The following is a 14,814-nucleotide window of genomic DNA, read 5'->3' as shown; positions in this document are numbered from 1 at the left end:
TGTCGATGTGGGAGTCGATGGCGATGATCTTGTCGCCCTCGCCCATCCAGCCGATGACATTGCCCAGGCCGTCGATTTCCACCTTGTCATAGCCCAGCTTCTCCATCTCGGCCTTGATGCAGTGGACGACTTCTTTCTCCTGGCAGCTTTCGCTGGGGTGGGAGATCATGTCCCGCAGGAAGCGGCTCATGTCCGCCTTGTAGCCTTCCGCCGCCGCTTTGATCGCTTCAAAGTCCATAACAATGCCCTCCGTTTTTATATTGTAAGGATCGCTCCAATGGCTTTATCTACCCCTATCATAGCATAAGAATTTCACTTGTCAAACAAAAAATTAGAAAACCAAAAAAATTTTTAGAAATCATGGTTGATTTCCCAAAAAAATATGGTATGATGAAACTGGTGAATTGGAAGTATGTCATGAAAATAAGGAGGAATGACCCACGGAAAGCGGAAAATTAGAGCTGCTCAAGCAGGTGGCCGCGGGCATTGCCGGACAGTTCGGCAGCAACTGCGAGGTGGTGGTGCACGATCTGAGCCGCCACCCGGATCACACCATCGTGGCCATTGAAAACGGACACGTGTCCGGCCGGAAGGTGGGAGACGGCGCGTCCCATGTGGTGATGGAGCAGATGCAGACCAATGCCCAGGCGCCGGAGGATCACCTGTGCTACCTGACAAAGACGCCGGACGGTAAGATCCTCAAGTCCTCTACGGTGTATATCCGAAACAGCAAGGGAAAGGTGTCCGCCATCTTTTCCATCAACTATGATATCTCCCGCCTGATGATGGTGGAGGGGGCCATCCACGACCTGATCTCCACGGGGGAGACCACGCCCTCCGAGCCGGAGAAGATCATCAACGTCAACGATCTGCTGGAGGACCTGATTCAGCAGTCCGTGGCTCTGGTGGGAAAGCCCGTGGCGCTGATGAACAAGGACGACAAGGTCAAAGCCATCCAGTTCCTCAACCAGAACGGAGCGTTTCTGGTGACCAAGTCCGGCGACAAGATCGCCCGGTATTTTGGAATCTCCAAGTACACTCTCTACTCCTATATTGACGCCAAGCAGTAACGGAGGCGGCCGCCCGGGAGGGCGGCCGTTTTTTTGCCTGAAATCGGCAGAGTGATTGACTTTCCCGCCACAGACTGTATAATATTTACGGTATGACCATCGGCCCCCTGCGGGGGCCACACTGAGGAGGCAGAGACATGCATTATACTTTAAATGTGGCCGGCCTGCAGCGCCAGCTCCCCATCTGCAAGGTGACGGACGATCTTTACATCGCTGCGTTTGTGGTATTCGGGGACGCGGAGCTGACGGTGGCTTGCGCACGGGAGCTTTTGAAGCTGGTGGATCAAAGCAGCTTTGACTACATGCTCACCGCGGAGGCCAAGGGCATCCCCCTGATCCACGAGATGGCCCGGCAGTCCGGCGCCAAGAAGTACATCCTGGCCCGGAAGGGCGCCAAGGTCTATATGCCCAATCCCATCCATGTGGAGGACGAATCCATCACTACCGCCGGCCGGCAGGAACTGTATCTGGGCCGGGACGACGCGGAGCTGATTCGCGGCAAGCGGGTTCTGGTGGTGGATGACGTGATCTCCACCGGCGGTTCTCTCCACGCCATGGAGGAACTGGTGAAGCTGGCGGGCGGCACCGTGACGGAGCGGGCAGCCGTGCTGGCGGAGGGCGACGCCAAAAACCGCAAGGATATCAAGTTCCTGGCTCCGCTGCCGGTGTTCAACGCTGACGGCTCCATCAAGGAATAAGAAAAAGCACGCTGCCTGGGGCAGCGTGCTCTTTTTTGGAGACGGCGCGGTATCGCTCAGGGATGGGACCGCTTATAAGTGAGATAGCCCTCCAGAATCAAGGAGGCAGCCACTGCGTCCACCACTTTCTTGCGCTTTTTGGCGTTTTTGCCGCCGGTCATGAGAATCTGGTGGGCGTCGATGGTGGTACGCCGCTCGTCCCAGAGGATTACCGGCAGGCCGGTGGCTTCTTTTAAAAGAGCGGCCATGGCCTCCGCCTTTTCCGCCCGGGGACCCAGCGTCCCGTCCATGTTTTTGGGATAGCCCAGCACCAACTCCTCGGCGCCGTGGCTGCGGGCCAGTTCCGCAACCCGCTGGGCAACCACTTCCGGCCGGTAGGCGTCAATGGTGGTGGTGAAGCCGGCGAGGAAGCCGGTGGGATCGGAGATGGCAATGCCGGTATGGGCGTCGCCGTAGTCGATGGCCATGATACGCATGGTAAACTCCTTTGCAGCGGCCCGGTGAGGCCGCGTGAAAATTTTTTCCATCATATCACATCCCGGTCCCGGCTGCAAGACACGGAAAAAACAGGGAATGAAGCGGGAATTTTTTGCAAAAAACAGTTGACCTGCGCTTTGACTTATGCTACAATCTTTCTTACCTGTGAAAAAGGGCTTTTTTGTCGTGCGCTTTTTTCGCTTTTAGGCGGCGGCGAAGGTCCGGAGAAGAGGCAGGGAGGCAGTCGGTATCCCCGGCGTTGCCGGGCATGATACCAATAATAAGGAGGTGCCGTTAGATGCGCGTAAAAGTTACCCTGAGATGCAACGAGTGCAAGCAGAGAAACTACAATACGATGAAGAACAAGAAGAATACCCCGGACAAGCTTGAGCTGAATAAGTATTGCCCCTTCTGCAAGAAGCACACGCTCCACAGCGAGACCAAGTAAGGTCAACAACGATGAAGAAAGGCGTGTAACGAGATGGCAGAAGAAGCGAAAAAGAAGAAGGATCGCGGCGTCTGGTTCCGCGAGATGAAAAGCGAACTGAAGAAAGTCGTTTGGCCCAGCCGCAAGACCGTGGTGGAGAACACCGGCACCGTGCTGATGTGCTCTCTGGTGATCGGTGCATGCATCTGGATCTTCGACGGTGTGCTGGGTGCCGCTCTGGACATGGTCCTGAGCCTGCTGGGGTAAGGCATCATGGCAGAGAACGCCAAGTGGTATGTAGTCCATACCTATTCCGGCTATGAAAATGCCGTTAAGACCAGCATTGAGAAGTTTGTGACCGGCCGCGGCATGGAGGATATGATCCTGCGGATCGAGATCCCCCTGGAGACCGTGACGGAGGTCACCGATTCCGGCGCTACCAAAGAGGTGGAGCGGAAGGTGTTCCCCGGTTACGTGCTTATCAAGATGGTTATGACTGACGACACCTGGCATCTGGTGCGGAATGTCCGCGGCGTCACCGGCTTTGTCGGTTCCGCCAACAAGCCCATCCCCCTGACGGAGGAAGAGGTGCTTGCCATGGGCATGGAAAAGCACGAGATCGTCGTCAAGTACAACGTGGGCGACCATGTTCGGATCATGGACGGCCCGCTGGCGAGCTTTACCGGCGTTGTGGAGGAGATCGAGCCCGAGAAGAACCGGGTGAGCGTGATGGTCTCCATGTTCGGACGCGAGACGCCGGTGGAACTGGAACTGGACCAGGTAGAGGTCCAGGAGTAAGCGTCCCCGCCGCACCGGGCGGCTTCCGATGCAAGTGGGAGGGACGTTTGTCCCGCCAAAGACGGCCCCGGGCCGCCACCACATTTATGATTTTAGGAGGTGCTACTCCGTGGCACAGAAGATTACTGGTTATGTAAAACTGCAGATCCCCGCAGGCAAAGCGACTCCCGCTCCTCCCGTCGGCCCCGCTCTGGGCCAGCACGGCGTCAACATCGCCGCGTTCACCAAGGAGTTCAACGAGCGCACCAAGAACGACATGGGCATGATCATCCCCGTGGTTATCACCGTCTACGCCGACCGTTCCTTCTCCTTCATCACCAAGACGCCTCCCGCGGCCGTCCTGATCAAGAAGGAGTGCAACATCGAGTCCGGTTCCGGCGTGCCCAACAAGACCAAGGTGGCCACCATTTCCAAGGCCTCCATTCAGAAGATCGCCGAGATCAAGATGCGCGACCTGAATGCTGCCAGCCTGGAAGCCGCTATGAGCATGATCGAAGGCACCTGCCGTTCCATGGGCGTTGTGGTGGGCGACTGATCCGCTCCCCAGCGCGACTGACCATTCATAACAGCCGAGCGGCTGGAAAGCCGCTCCATACAGTGGGAGGATTTGATTCCGAAGAACCACTATGAGGAGGAAGTAACATTGTTTAGAGGCAAGAAATATCAGGAAAGTGCCAAGCAGATCGACAAGAACACTCTGTACGAGGCTGCCGATGGCATGGCTCTCATCTGCAAAACCGCCAGCGCCAAGTTCGACGAGACTGTGGAGCTGCATGTAAAGCTGGGCGTTGACTCCCGTCACGCCGACCAGCAGGTCCGTGGCGCCATCGTGCTGCCCCACGGCACCGGCAAGACCGTCCGCGTTCTGGTGTTCGCCAAGGGCGACAAGGCTGACGCTGCCCGTGAGGCCGGCGCCGACTTCGTGGGCGATATGGATATGGTGGAGAAGATCCAGAAGGAAAACTGGTTCGACTTCGACGTGGTGGTCGCCAGCCCCGATATGATGGGCATTGTTGGCCGCCTCGGTAAGGTCCTGGGCCCCAAGGGTCTGATGCCCTCTCCCAAGGCCGGCACCGTGACTCCCGACGTGGCCAAGGCTGTCAAGGAAGTCAAGGCCGGTAAGATCGAGTACCGTCTGGACAAGACCAACATCATTCACTGCCCCATCGGCAAGGTGTCCTTCGGCGCTGAGAAGCTGACCGAGAACTTCAACGCCCTCATGGGCGCCATCATCAAGGCCAAGCCCGCCGCGGCCAAGGGCCAGTATATCCGCAGCTGCGTGGCCGCTTCCACCATGGGCCCCGGCGTGAAGATGAACACCGCCAAGATGGTGTGATCCATCGGGGAGCGCATCCCCGATCCGCAAAAAAAGCATATTTGAGGGTTGACATCTGTCGGCTTCTTGAATATAATATCAGATGCGTTCCAAAGACAGCAGGTGGGTTTTGCCCGTAAATCCTGCCGAGGGCGGCATATCGTAAGATTGCTACACCGTCCTTGTGCCTTTGCGGCATAAGGACGGTTTCCTTTTTGAACGCACCTACAATTCCTGTGGAGGTGAAAACAAGAATGCCTAACGCAAAGGTCTTATCTGAAAAGCAGGCCATCGTCGCCGAGCTGACCGAGAAGATCCAGAAGGCCACCGCGGGCGTGATTGTCGACTACAAGGGTATCACCGTTGAAGAAGACACTGCGCTGCGTAAGGAGTGCCGTGAGAGCAATGTGGATTACGCTGTCGTGAAGAACACGCTGCTCCGCTTCGCTTTCAACAACACCGGTCTGAGCGAGCTGGACGGCCTGCTCAACGGTACCACTTCTCTGGCTCTGTGCGATGATCCCGTGGCTCCCGCCCGGGTCATGGCCAACTGCGCCAAGAAGCTGGATGGCAAGTTCGAGATCAAGGGCGGCTTCATGGACGGCAAGCCCGTCGACCTGGCCACCATCAACTCTCTGGCTTCCATTCCCGCTCTGCCCGTCCTGCAGGCGCAGGTCCTGGGCACCATGCTGGCTCCCATCACCGGCCTGGCTGTGGTCCTCAAGCAGATCGCCGAGAAGAACGGCGCTCCCGCCGAGGCTGCCGAAGAGGCTCCCGCCGCGGAATAATCATTCCCGGCAACCCATTTTTAAAATTTACAATTAGGAGGCAAATACAATGTCTGAGAAAGTTACCGCTATGATCGAAGAGATCAAGGGCCTGACCGTTCTGGAGCTGAGCGAGCTGGTGCACGCTCTGGAGGAAGAGTTCGGCGTTTCCGCCGCTGCCATGGCTGCTCCCGCTGCCGCTGCTGCTCCCGCCGCTGAGGAGAAGACCGAGTTCGACGTGGTTCTGACCGGCTTCGACGCTGCTGCCAAGATCAAGGTCATCAAGGCTGTCCGTGAGATCACCGGCCAGGGCCTGGCCGAGGCCAAGGCTACCGTCGAGGGCGCTCCCAAGACCCTGAAGGAGGCTGTGTCCAAGGACGAGGCCGAGACCCTGAAGAAGCAGCTGGAAGAGGCTGGCGCCAAGGTCGAGCTGAAGTAATTCGCTCCGGCCTGCGAGATTTTGTATTGACCCGAAATGGGCCCGGGGTAGTGTGTGTACCCCGGGCCCATTTTGTTTGAAAACAGGGAGGCCCCCGTGAAAGAAGAAAAACGAGAGAGAAAACTTGCATTCCCCCATACGTTTGTGATCCTGGTTGTCATCATTGTACTCATGACGCTGTGCACCTATCTGATTCCCGCCGGCAGCTACGAGCGGGTGTACAACGAAACGGCGGACCGCAGCGTGGTGGACCCCAACTCCTTTACTTACGTGGATCAAACGCCGGTGGGCCTGTTCGGCCTGCTTCATGCCATTCCGGACGGCATGCTGGAAGTGGCGGACATCATGGTCTTTATTTTTGTGGTAGGCGGTGCGTTCAACATCATCACCTGCACCGGCGCCCTGGAAAACGGCATCAAGAAGCTGGCCTACCGGCTTCAGGGCCGGGAGAAGCTGCTGATTCCTCTGATGATGTTTGCTTTTTCTCTGGGCGGCGCCACTTTCGGCATGTCTGAGGAGACCATCATCTTCATCCCCATCGGCATTGCCTTGGCCAGAGCTCTGGGCTACGACGCCATTGTGGGCATGAGCATGGTCACCTTCGGCGCGGCCATCGGGTTCTCCTCCGGTTTCATGAATCCCTTTACCGTGGGCGTGGCTCAGAAGATCGCGGAGCTGCCCACGTTCTCCGGCATGGGACTGCGGGTGGCCGTGTGGCTGTGTATGCTGGTGGCGGTTCCCGCCTGCATCCTCCGCTATGCGGGGAAGGTGAAGCGGGACCCCTCCGCCAGCTATGTGTATGATCTGGAGCTTGCGCAGAAGGATCAGCGGGTCGCCATTGAAGATGTGCCGCTGCGCCGCCGTGACATCCTGGTGCTGCTGGTGCTGGCCGGCGGCCTGGGCGTTATTGTCTACGGCGTCATTACCCACGGCTGGGGCGTGCTGGACATTGCCTCCGTGTTCCTGGGCATGGGCATCGTGGGCGGCATCGTGGGCGGTACCACGCCCAACGGCATGGCCCGGGATTTCATCGCCGGCGCCAAGGACATCGCCATGGGCGCCCTGATCGTGGGCATCGCCCGGGGCATCCTGGTGGTCATGACCGAGGGCCAGATCCTCGATACCATCGTCTACGCCCTGGCCACGGTCATCTCCGGACTTCCCAAGGCGGTGGCGGCGGAGGGCATGCTGCTGGTGCAGTGCGTCATCAACTTCTTCATTCCCTCCGGCTCCGGCCAGGCGTCCACCACCATGCCCATCATGACGCCCCTGGCGGATATCATCGGATTGACCCGTCAGACGGCCGTGCTGGCCTTCCAGTTCGGCGACGGCTTCACCAATGCCATTATTCCCACTCACGGAACGCTGTGCGCGTCGCTGGGGGTGGCGGGTATCCCCTTCAACAAGTGGTTCAAGTTCGCTTTGCCTGTGGTGGGCGTGGAGCTTGCCATCTGTGCGGTGTTCATGCTTATCGCCACGCTGACCAACTACGGACCGTTCTGATTTATGAAAAATTCTCCGGCTTTTAGCCGGAGAATTTTTTTGTAATCGGGACGAAAAGCGGGATATTTCCTCAGCCTGCTCCGTATTACAGGTGAAAAGCTTTTCAAGGAGAGACGTTCATGCTGACTGAGCAGGAGTTCCAAAAGGCCGCGGAGCGGTATCTGGATATGGTCTACCGCATTGCCCTCAATGATTGCCGGAATCCGCAGGATGCGGAGGATGCCGCCCAGGAGGCCATGCTGCGGCTGTGGCGGGCGGAGGTGTCCTTCGATGGGGAGGACCATCTGCGCTACTGGCTGACCCGGGTAACGATCAATGTGTGCCGGGACATGAACCGCAGTCCCTGGCGCACCAGGACGGTGACGCTGGAACACTGCCCGGAGCCGTCCTTTACCGAGCCGGGACAAAGCACCTTGTACGAGGCGGTGAGGGGCCTGCCGGCCAAATACCGGCTGCCGCTGTACCTCTATTATTACGAGGGCTACTCCGTGGCGGAGATCGGGGAATTGATGGAGCTGAAGGTCTCCACGGTGCAGACCCGGCTGGCACGGGGACGGGAGAAGCTGAGACGAGCATTGGAGGAGGCGTGAGAGATGAAAGAGGAGTATTGGCAGGTCTTTGATCAGGTGCATGCCTCCGAGAGACTGCGCGGGGAGGTGGCGCAAATGATGAAACTGGAACGAAGAAATCCAAAAAAGCGATTTCCCAAGGGGATTCTGATCGCCGCGGCGATTCTGGCGGTGCTGGCCGGATCGGCCATCGCAACGGTGGGGATGCCCGGCACGCTGCAGGGCTGGTTTGCCCGGCAGTGGACAGAGCAAAACGACACCGAGATGAGTGCGGAGCAGCTGGCGCTCATCGACCATCTGACGGAGCAGGTAGGCGCCCAGGACACCCAGAACGGCGTGACCGTGACACTGGATTCCGTCACGACGGGAGACTCCAGCATCTGGCTGCTGCTGAAGGTCAGCGGCACCTACGAAGAGGACGAGGAGCACCGGTACGATTTTGGAATGATAGACCTGACGCTGGACCCGGACCCGGAGAAGATCCACGATACGCCCGGCGGTTCCGGCATCCAGACCCTTTACAGCGGCACGGCGGAGGACGGCGTGTTTACGGTGCTGCTGCACTACACCATTGACCTTGCAGGGAAGAGCACCTTGCTGGACGAGCCGCGGGCAGCTACGCTGGTGCTGGAAGATCTGAACCGAAAAGAGATCGGCGGGGACTGGGAGGAGACTCCGGCGGCCGAGGGCACCTGGACGCTGGCTTTCTCTCTGACGCCGGGCGAGGAGCGGCAGGTGCGGATCATTCCGGAGCTGGAGGTGCCTGCCCGGAACCGGGATACCCGGGAGGCTGGGCGGACCACCATCCGGGAGGTACGTATCTCCGCCACGGAGATCCAGTACGTGCAGGCGGTGGAGGAACAGGCCTGGGAGCCGGAGCGGGCGGCGCTGGTGCTGAAGGACGGGAGCGTGGTGGAGCAAAGCGGCGGCTCAAGCCGCTTCCAGGACGCGGAATACACCCGCTGGAGCAGCACTTACTACTGGCGTGTGCCGGTGGATCTGACCCAGGTGACGGCCCTGCGCATCGGAAGTGAGACGTTCTCACTGGAATAAGCCAAAAGAGTACAAAAAAAGAGACGGCTATGCCGTCTCTTTTTTTGCTTGGTTTACATGAACCTGCACAGCAGGATGGGCAGGAAGATGGCGGGCACCAGGTTCATGACCTTGATCTTGGTGACACCCAGCATGTTCAGGGCCAGTGCTACGATCAGCAGCGAGCCCACGCAGGTCATCTCGGCGATGACCGCGTCCCCCAGAAAGGGCTGGAGGAAGGAGGCCAGCAGCGTGATGATGCCCTGATAGATGAATACTGCGGCGGCGGAGAAGGCCACGCCCACCCCCAGGGAAGCCGCGTACACCACGGAGCTGATGCCGTCCAGCAGGGACTTTGCAAAGAGCGTACTGTGGTCACCGGTGAGGCCGTCGTTCAGGGAGCCCACGATGGCCATAGCCCCCACGCAGAACAGAAGACTTGCGGTGACAAAACCCTCGGAGATGGAGGCGGGCTCCTGGGAGCCCAGCAGGTGGGCCGTACGCCGCTGTACCCAGTCGCCCAGGGAGCGCATACGTTTGTCCAGATCCAGCAGCTCGCCCAAAATGGCGCCTACCACCATGGACAAAATGGCGATCAGGGCGTTGCTGCCCTCCAGACATCCGTCGATGCCGATATAGAGGATACACAGCGCCACGCCCTGCATGATGATGGATTGGAGTCGGTGGCCCAGAAGGCTGGCGCCGTCCAGGGAACCGGAGCAGCGACCGGCCAGGGCCTTGATGAGGAGCCCTGCGGCGGAACCGGCCAGGATAGCCAGCGTATTGACAATGGTGCCTGTCAGCATGATATTCACGTCTCTTTCTCTTCCAAGGTAGTTTGCCCGGTCAGGAGGCTGCGCACCACGGCGCTGCCCAGAAGCAGCCCGGCGGTGGCGGGAACCCAGGGGGTGCTGCCGGGTACGCTGCGCCGTCCCGGCGGCGGCGTCTCCGGCTGGGCGGGGGTTACGCCCTCCTCGGGACTGAACACCACCTGTACATGCTCGATGCCCCGTCTACGCAGTTCTCTGCGCATGACCCGCGCCAGGGGGCAGCCGTAGGTTTCGGACAGATCCGCCAGCCGAAGCAGGGAGGGGTCCAGTTTGTTGCCGGTGCCCAGGGCCATGATGAGGGGAATGTCCAGCCGCCGGGCGGTCTCTGCCAGATCGATCTTGCAGCTGACCAGATCGATGGCATCTACAATGTAGTCGTACCGGCAGCCCTGGGGAAAGAAGTCGTCCCGATGGGCGGCGTCATAGGTGGCGCAGATGGGATGGAGCCGCAGCGCTGGATTGATGTCCCGCAGGCGGTCCGCAACGGCCTGGGCCTTGGCTTTGCCCAGGGTGGAATGGAGAGCCTCCAGCTGCCGGTTGAGGTTGGTCAGGGCTACGGTGTCGTTGTCCACCAGGGTCAGCTCACCGATGCCGGAGCGGGCCAGACACTCGGCTGCGTAGCTGCCCACGCCGCCCAGGCCGAAGACAATCACATGGCTTTGGGCCAGACGCTGCTGCGCCTCCAGGCCCCAGAGCATTTCACAGCGCAAAAAGGGATGTTCCATGGCATTTCCTCCGTTGTCAATGAAAAGCGGCCGGCGTAATGCCGGCCGCTTTTGAATCCAAAGGGCAGATCAGCCCACGTAGCGGATACCGCTGCCCTGCTCTGCGGTGTAGTTCGCGGTCTTTTCAGCGTACCAGGCGTCCACATCTGCGTTCTTGAGGGTGTCGGTCACCTGCACCTGCCAGTAGGGGAGGTCAGTGCCCACAAAGTACATGATGTGATACCCCTTGTAGGAGTCGCTCTCACCGTAGACAATACCGGTGTCGCCGGCCTGACGGGCGGGATCGAAGCACCAGTCGTTGAACTCGGTGACCATCTGGCCCTGATAGACCTGGGTGTACAGACCGCCGCTGGTGTTGGAGCCGGTGTCTTCGGAGTACTCGTTGGCCATTTCGGCGAAGGAGTCCTCGGTGGCGTCGCCTTCCTTCCACTGGGCCAGCAGATCCTCGGCCTTGGCCTTCGTCTCATCCTTAAGGGCCTGGAGGTCGGCGTCGTAAGTGTCGGACTCAGTGTCCAGGCTGCTGTCGTCGATCTGGAGCAGGATGTGGCGCACGTCCACGGTGTTGTATTCATCCCGGAACCGGCTGCCGAAGGAAACCACATAGTAGGCAGAACCGGACTCGTCCTCCACCACGGCGGAGTCACCGGCTTTGCGGGCGGAGTCAAACAGCCACTCGCCCAGGGCGTCGGAGGCGTAGGTCACGCCGTCGGAGTTGGTGTAATAGAGATCCTCGTCGGTATTGGCCAGAGACTCCAGACTCTGACCGGCCTGGAAAGAGGCGTAGAGGGAGTCGGCCTGTTCCTTGGCCTGGGCCATGGCGTCGGCCTTCATCTCATCGGTGACCTCCACGGTGTTGCCGTCGGCGTCGGTGGTGGGCACGGAGCCGCTGACGCGGATGCTCTGATAGGCCACCTTGTCATAGTTGTTGGGGTTTTCGGCGTAGGCGGCGTCCAGGTCCTCGGTTGTGTAGGTCAGACTGTCGCTGTACTCGGTGGCGTAGGCCTGGGCCAGCATGGTCTCCTTGAGCTGCTCGGTGAAGATGCTCTCGGTCATCAGACCACCGTAGTTGACGGTCAGGTACTGCTTGAAGGAGGTGTAGTAACCGGAGGAGGACACGTTGTCCTTCAGGGTCTGCAGGGAGCTGTCCAGCTGGGACTGCAGCTCATCCGTCCAGGTGAATCCGTCCGCCGCGGCGCTGTCGTTGAGGGCCTTGACGGTGACCATCTGCTGGAGAGCCTGATCCAGGAAGTAATCGAACCAGGTCTGGCCGTCCTCGCTGCCGGGGTAGGCCTGATCCCGCAGATCCTGGGTGGTGTCCAGCCCCAGATAGCTGATGAAATAGGAGTTCTGGCTCACAAAGCTCTGATAGACTTGCTGGAAGTAGTAATTTACCTCACCGGCGGTGTACTTTTCGTCCCCGATGGTGACGGCGGTGGCGTGCTTTTGGATAATCTGAGACTTCCAGGTCAGGGAGACCACAGCCACGATGACGAATACCACCGCGATGGCGGCATAGATCATGTTGCTGCGCTTTTCTTCCTTGCGCTGCTGGGCTTCTCGGGCGGTCTTAGGGTCAGTCCAGTCCACGCTGGGCGTAGACTGCCGGGTCTTCTTTTCTCTTGATGCGCTCATTTGTTGTTTCAGTCCTCTCAAGTAATCGGTGCGGCTTCCCGGGGGAACCGTTTGTCACGCACCTTGATATTATAATGGATCGGCGCCGTTTCTGCAAGGGGAAATTCGCAGGTACCAGTGTATGGCAGCAGGCTGAAATCAAGCTGAAAGCGATAAAGAAAGGGAAGCGCATTGTGCGCTTCCCAAAAACAGTGCAGGAAACCCCGCGGCGGCCGTGTAGACCTCGTTATAACCTGCACCTTCACGGCCAGGTGGGTCGCCTCCAAGGCGCTTTATCGCTTCCAACTTCCAGCCGCAGACAGCAGCCGGGAGGCCTGCGAACCACGACTTGATCCGGCATCCCGTATAACGAAATGTGGGTTAAAAAAAGATCTATCACGAACCCCGCAGGGTACGATACATACGGTATCACATTGCGGGAAGAAATGCAATCGAAACTGTGTTCGGCTGCGCTGGAAATTTCCCGCGGCTCAGGTCTCGTCCTCTTCGTCGCTGAACAGCTCTTCCATGAAAAGGTCGTAGACCGCTTCGGCCTCCTCCTCCGTGTCGGGGGTGGAGAGCAGGTCCTCGCCGTCTTCGTGGATGACCTTCAGGATAATCAGGCCGGTATCCTCTTCCGGAGTCTCTTCCCCCTCGGTCTCGGCGGGGAAAAACGCCTGGTATTGGGCACCATTGTACTCCAGGGAGGAGACAAACTCCAATACAAGCTCCTGTCCGTCCTCATCCGTGACGGTGATAAACGTGGGGCCGAAATCTTCAGACATGGGCATGGCTCCTTTTCCTCTTTGTTGATGTTATTCTACCCGAAATTTGCGGTGAATGCAAGCCGACAACTTTTCAAAAAACGGGAAAGCTGGCAGGGAATTCAAAGAAATTTCTGCGCCATGGGTAAAAATATGAAAAAACGGGAACTTTTACAACGGAAATAACGACATTTTCAATGTTGACAGGGGATGGTACAATAAAAAGTATTATGGCGTACCATGAGCCTGCGCGGCGTCCGCTGTGACTGCGGCGGCAGGCTTTGCCGAAACAATCTACGAAAAGGAGGTGCTCTGCGTTGGAGCACAGAAAACGGGAGGCTGCATCTGGCCGGAGTGACCGGAGCAGCCGCCAGCCCAGACAGCGTAAAAGCACCCGGCAGGGAAACGGCAGGCGCGTGGGCTTTATTGTGGGAACGGTGCTGCTCATCGGCCTTTGCACCGCATTGATGATCGGGGGGATCTTCATGGTCTATGTCAAGACCACGCTGGCCCCCACGCTGGAGGTGCGGGCGGAGGACTACACCATGAACCTCAGCTCGCGGATTTACTATCAGGATAAGGAAACCGGAGAATGGGTGGAATACGAGAGCCTCTACGGTACGGAAAACCGCATCTGGGCGGACTTTGACCAGATGCCGGACGCACTGTGGCAGGCGGCGGTGGCCATCGAGGATGAGCGGTTCTTCGAGCACAACGGCGTGGACTGGACCCGAACCGCCTCCGCCACGCTGAACTTCTTCACCGGCAGCCGGGCCACCTTCGGCGGCTCCACCCTGACGCAGCAGGTGCTGAAGAACATGACCGGCGACGACGGCAACACCATCAACCGCAAGGTGCGGGAGATTTTCCGGGCCCTGGAGTTCGAAAAGAACTACACCAAGCAGGAGATCCTGGAGATGTACCTGAACACCATCTATCTGGGCCAGGGCTGCTACGGCGTCCAGACCGCGTCGGAGTTCTACTTCGGCAAGGACGTGTCGGAGCTGGACCCGGCGGAATGCGCCTGCCTCATCGCCATCACCAACAACCCCTCCCTGTACGGCCCCATGTCCACCATTACCATCACCCGGGAGGACGGCAGCACCGTCACGCCCCGGGAGCTGAATAAGGAGCGCCAGGAGATGATCCTGACCCGGATGGCCGGCGGCAATGACGATGTGGGCGTCACCGGGCTCACCTATCTGACAGAGGAGGAGGCCGAGGCCGCCAAGGCGGAGGAGCTGCATTTCACGGATGGCACCACTTCCGCTCAGGACATTGTCACGGAGGCTACCGGCGGCGCCAACGTCAACTCCTGGTTCGTGGACCAGGTGCTGCGGGATGTCTCCGCGGATCTGGCGGACCTGTACGGCATCACCGAAAAAGAGGCCCTGAACCGGATCTACAACAGCGGCTACAACATCTACACCACGCTGGACCCGAAGATTCAGGAGATTGCGGAGTCTGTCTACGAGGACCGGGGGAGTCTGAACAACCTCACCTCTGCCAGCGGACAGCTGATCCACTCCGGCATTACCATTATCGAGCCCTCCACCGGCAACATCGTGGCCATGGTGGGCGATATGGGACCCAAGTCCGGAAACCTGCTGTGGAACTATGCAACGGATATCCAGCAGCCGGGTTCCTCCATCAAGCCGCTGACGGCTTATGCCCCGGCGCTGGATGCGGGGGCAGTCTCCCCGGCAACCACCTTTGACAACTACCCGGTCCGCCTGCTGAATGGGAATCCATGGCCCAAGAACTCGCCCAACACCTACACGGGCTGGAC

18 protein-coding genes, 1 other RNA gene, 1 pseudogene and 1 other annotated feature are annotated in these 14,814 nt (G+C 59.1%); of the genes and pseudogenes, 13 read left to right on the top strand and 7 right to left on the bottom strand.

Annotation, left to right across the window (positions count from 1 at the left end; translation table 11 throughout):
* Positions 1–238, bottom strand: a pseudogene (locus QZS13_RS08895) (YgeY family selenium metabolism-linked hydrolase); the annotation flags it as partial.
* Positions 239–461: 223 nt separating this feature from the next.
* Between QZS13_RS08895 and QZS13_RS08890 the strand changes: the two are divergent.
* Complete coding sequence (locus tag QZS13_RS08890; protein WP_295588053.1) at positions 462–1,070, top strand: transcriptional regulator; 609 nt, start codon at positions 462–464, stop codon at positions 1,068–1,070.
* A 137-nt stretch (positions 1,071–1,207) separates the two neighbouring features.
* A complete protein-coding gene (locus QZS13_RS08885) occupies positions 1,208–1,768 on the top strand; it encodes a phosphoribosyltransferase family protein (protein WP_295588049.1) in 561 nt (186 codons plus the stop codon).
* 56 nt (positions 1,769–1,824) lie between these two features.
* On the opposite strand, the gene ruvX is transcribed toward QZS13_RS08885, so the two are convergent.
* Positions 1,825–2,244, bottom strand: coding sequence for a Holliday junction resolvase RuvX (ruvX, locus tag QZS13_RS08880; RefSeq protein ID WP_295588047.1), 420 nt, complete (start codon positions 2,242–2,244; stop codon positions 1,825–1,827).
* Positions 2,245–2,543: 299 nt separating this feature from the next.
* Between ruvX and rpmG the strand changes: the two genes are divergently transcribed.
* The 10 genes from rpmG to QZS13_RS08830 all read left to right on the top strand — a co-directional run bounded on the left by rpmG (position 2,544) and on the right by QZS13_RS08830 (position 9,116).
* Entirely contained in the window at positions 2,544–2,693 is a 150-nt protein-coding gene (rpmG, locus tag QZS13_RS08875) for a 50S ribosomal protein L33 (RefSeq protein ID WP_213038240.1), read from the top strand.
* A gap of 33 nt (positions 2,694–2,726) precedes the next feature.
* Complete coding sequence (gene secE, locus QZS13_RS08870) at positions 2,727–2,939, top strand: preprotein translocase subunit SecE (RefSeq protein WP_295588045.1); 213 nt, start codon at positions 2,727–2,729, stop codon at positions 2,937–2,939.
* A 6-nt stretch (positions 2,940–2,945) separates the two neighbouring features.
* Positions 2,946–3,470 carry a transcription termination/antitermination protein NusG gene (gene nusG, locus QZS13_RS08865; protein WP_295588044.1) on the top strand — a complete coding sequence of 175 codons (525 nt, stop codon included), beginning with the start codon at positions 2,946–2,948 and terminating at the stop codon, positions 3,468–3,470.
* 109 nt (positions 3,471–3,579) lie between these two features.
* Complete coding sequence (gene rplK / locus QZS13_RS08860; RefSeq protein ID WP_295588043.1) at positions 3,580–4,005, top strand: 50S ribosomal protein L11; 426 nt, start codon at positions 3,580–3,582, stop codon at positions 4,003–4,005.
* 108 nt (positions 4,006–4,113) lie between these two features.
* Positions 4,114–4,806 carry a 50S ribosomal protein L1 gene (gene rplA, locus QZS13_RS08855; RefSeq protein ID WP_295588041.1) on the top strand — a complete coding sequence of 231 codons (693 nt, stop codon included), beginning with the start codon at positions 4,114–4,116 and terminating at the stop codon, positions 4,804–4,806.
* A 71-nt stretch (positions 4,807–4,877) separates the two neighbouring features.
* Positions 4,878–5,007: a sequence feature (ribosomal protein L10 leader region), on the top strand.
* 32 nt (positions 5,008–5,039) lie between these two features.
* Positions 5,040–5,573 carry a 50S ribosomal protein L10 gene (rplJ, locus tag QZS13_RS08850; protein WP_295588039.1) on the top strand — a complete coding sequence of 178 codons (534 nt, stop codon included), beginning with the start codon at positions 5,040–5,042 and terminating at the stop codon, positions 5,571–5,573.
* A gap of 49 nt (positions 5,574–5,622) precedes the next feature.
* On the top strand, positions 5,623–5,991 hold the full coding sequence (gene rplL / locus QZS13_RS08845) for a 50S ribosomal protein L7/L12 (RefSeq protein WP_295588037.1): 369 nt from the start codon (positions 5,623–5,625) through the stop codon (positions 5,989–5,991).
* Positions 5,992–6,087: 96 nt separating this feature from the next.
* Positions 6,088–7,494, top strand: a complete 1,407-nt coding sequence (locus tag QZS13_RS08840; protein ID WP_295588034.1) for a YfcC family protein — start codon at positions 6,088–6,090, stop codon at positions 7,492–7,494.
* Positions 7,495–7,613: 119 nt separating this feature from the next.
* Positions 7,614–8,084: an RNA polymerase sigma factor gene (locus QZS13_RS08835; RefSeq protein WP_295588032.1), complete on the top strand. Its 471-nt coding sequence runs from the start codon at positions 7,614–7,616 to the stop codon at positions 8,082–8,084.
* Positions 8,085–8,087: 3 nt separating this feature from the next.
* On the top strand, positions 8,088–9,116 hold the full coding sequence (locus tag QZS13_RS08830; protein WP_295588030.1) for a DUF4179 domain-containing protein: 1,029 nt from the start codon (positions 8,088–8,090) through the stop codon (positions 9,114–9,116).
* 53 nt (positions 9,117–9,169) lie between these two features.
* Here the strand turns inward: QZS13_RS08830 and QZS13_RS08825 are convergent, their stop codons facing one another.
* The 5 genes from QZS13_RS08825 to QZS13_RS08805 form a co-directional block, all read right to left on the bottom strand.
* Positions 9,170–9,901 (bottom strand): DUF554 domain-containing protein, encoded by a 732-nt coding sequence (locus QZS13_RS08825; protein WP_366557955.1) that lies wholly within the window; start codon positions 9,899–9,901, stop codon positions 9,170–9,172.
* 5 nt (positions 9,902–9,906) lie between these two features.
* Positions 9,907–10,650: a tRNA threonylcarbamoyladenosine dehydratase gene (locus QZS13_RS08820; RefSeq protein WP_295588028.1), complete on the bottom strand. Its 744-nt coding sequence runs from the start codon at positions 10,648–10,650 to the stop codon at positions 9,907–9,909.
* 69 nt (positions 10,651–10,719) lie between these two features.
* On the bottom strand, positions 10,720–12,282 hold the full coding sequence (locus QZS13_RS08815) for a peptidylprolyl isomerase (protein WP_295588026.1): 1,563 nt from the start codon (positions 12,280–12,282) through the stop codon (positions 10,720–10,722).
* Between the two features lie 196 nt (positions 12,283–12,478).
* Positions 12,479–12,678, bottom strand: a non-coding RNA gene (gene ssrS / locus QZS13_RS08810) — 6S RNA.
* A 74-nt stretch (positions 12,679–12,752) separates the two neighbouring features.
* Positions 12,753–13,046: a DUF1292 domain-containing protein gene (locus QZS13_RS08805; RefSeq protein ID WP_295588024.1), complete on the bottom strand. Its 294-nt coding sequence runs from the start codon at positions 13,044–13,046 to the stop codon at positions 12,753–12,755.
* A 296-nt stretch (positions 13,047–13,342) separates the two neighbouring features.
* Between QZS13_RS08805 and QZS13_RS08800 the strand changes: the two genes are divergently transcribed.
* Positions 13,343–14,814, top strand: a 1,472-nt coding sequence (locus QZS13_RS08800; protein WP_295588022.1) for a transglycosylase domain-containing protein, incomplete at its 3' end; no start/stop codon positions are given.

The sequence above is a fragment of the uncultured Oscillibacter sp. genome (genome assembly GCF_900546705.1).
Taxonomy (GTDB): domain Bacteria; phylum Bacillota; class Clostridia; order Oscillospirales; family Oscillospiraceae; genus Oscillibacter.
Note: the sequence above shows the minus strand (reverse complement) of the source record. Positions and strands in the feature narration are given on the sequence as shown.

Bases quoted from the DNA above. Each gene is read 5' to 3' on its own strand.
- QZS13_RS08885 (WP_295588049.1), top strand. From the start codon at position 1,208: ATGCATTATACTTTAAATGTGGCCGGCCTGCAGCGCCAGCTCCCCATC.
- ruvX (WP_295588047.1), bottom strand. From the start codon at position 2,244: ATGCGTATCATGGCCATCGACTACGGCGACGCCCATACCGGCATTGCC.
- rpmG (WP_213038240.1), top strand. From the start codon at position 2,544: ATGCGCGTAAAAGTTACCCTGAGATGCAACGAGTGCAAGCAGAGAAAC.
- secE (WP_295588045.1), top strand. From the start codon at position 2,727: ATGGCAGAAGAAGCGAAAAAGAAGAAGGATCGCGGCGTCTGGTTCCGC.
- nusG (WP_295588044.1), top strand. From the start codon at position 2,946: ATGGCAGAGAACGCCAAGTGGTATGTAGTCCATACCTATTCCGGCTAT.
- rplJ (WP_295588039.1), top strand. From the start codon at position 5,040: ATGCCTAACGCAAAGGTCTTATCTGAAAAGCAGGCCATCGTCGCCGAG.
- rplL (WP_295588037.1), top strand. From the start codon at position 5,623: ATGTCTGAGAAAGTTACCGCTATGATCGAAGAGATCAAGGGCCTGACC.
- QZS13_RS08835 (WP_295588032.1), top strand. From the start codon at position 7,614: ATGCTGACTGAGCAGGAGTTCCAAAAGGCCGCGGAGCGGTATCTGGAT.
- QZS13_RS08830 (WP_295588030.1), top strand. From the start codon at position 8,088: ATGAAAGAGGAGTATTGGCAGGTCTTTGATCAGGTGCATGCCTCCGAG.
- QZS13_RS08825 (WP_366557955.1), bottom strand. From the start codon at position 9,901: ATGCTGACAGGCACCATTGTCAATACGCTGGCTATCCTGGCCGGTTCC.
- QZS13_RS08820 (WP_295588028.1), bottom strand. From the start codon at position 10,650: ATGGAACATCCCTTTTTGCGCTGTGAAATGCTCTGGGGCCTGGAGGCG.
- QZS13_RS08815 (WP_295588026.1), bottom strand. From the start codon at position 12,282: ATGAGCGCATCAAGAGAAAAGAAGACCCGGCAGTCTACGCCCAGCGTG.
- QZS13_RS08805 (WP_295588024.1), bottom strand. From the start codon at position 13,046: ATGTCTGAAGATTTCGGCCCCACGTTTATCACCGTCACGGATGAGGAC.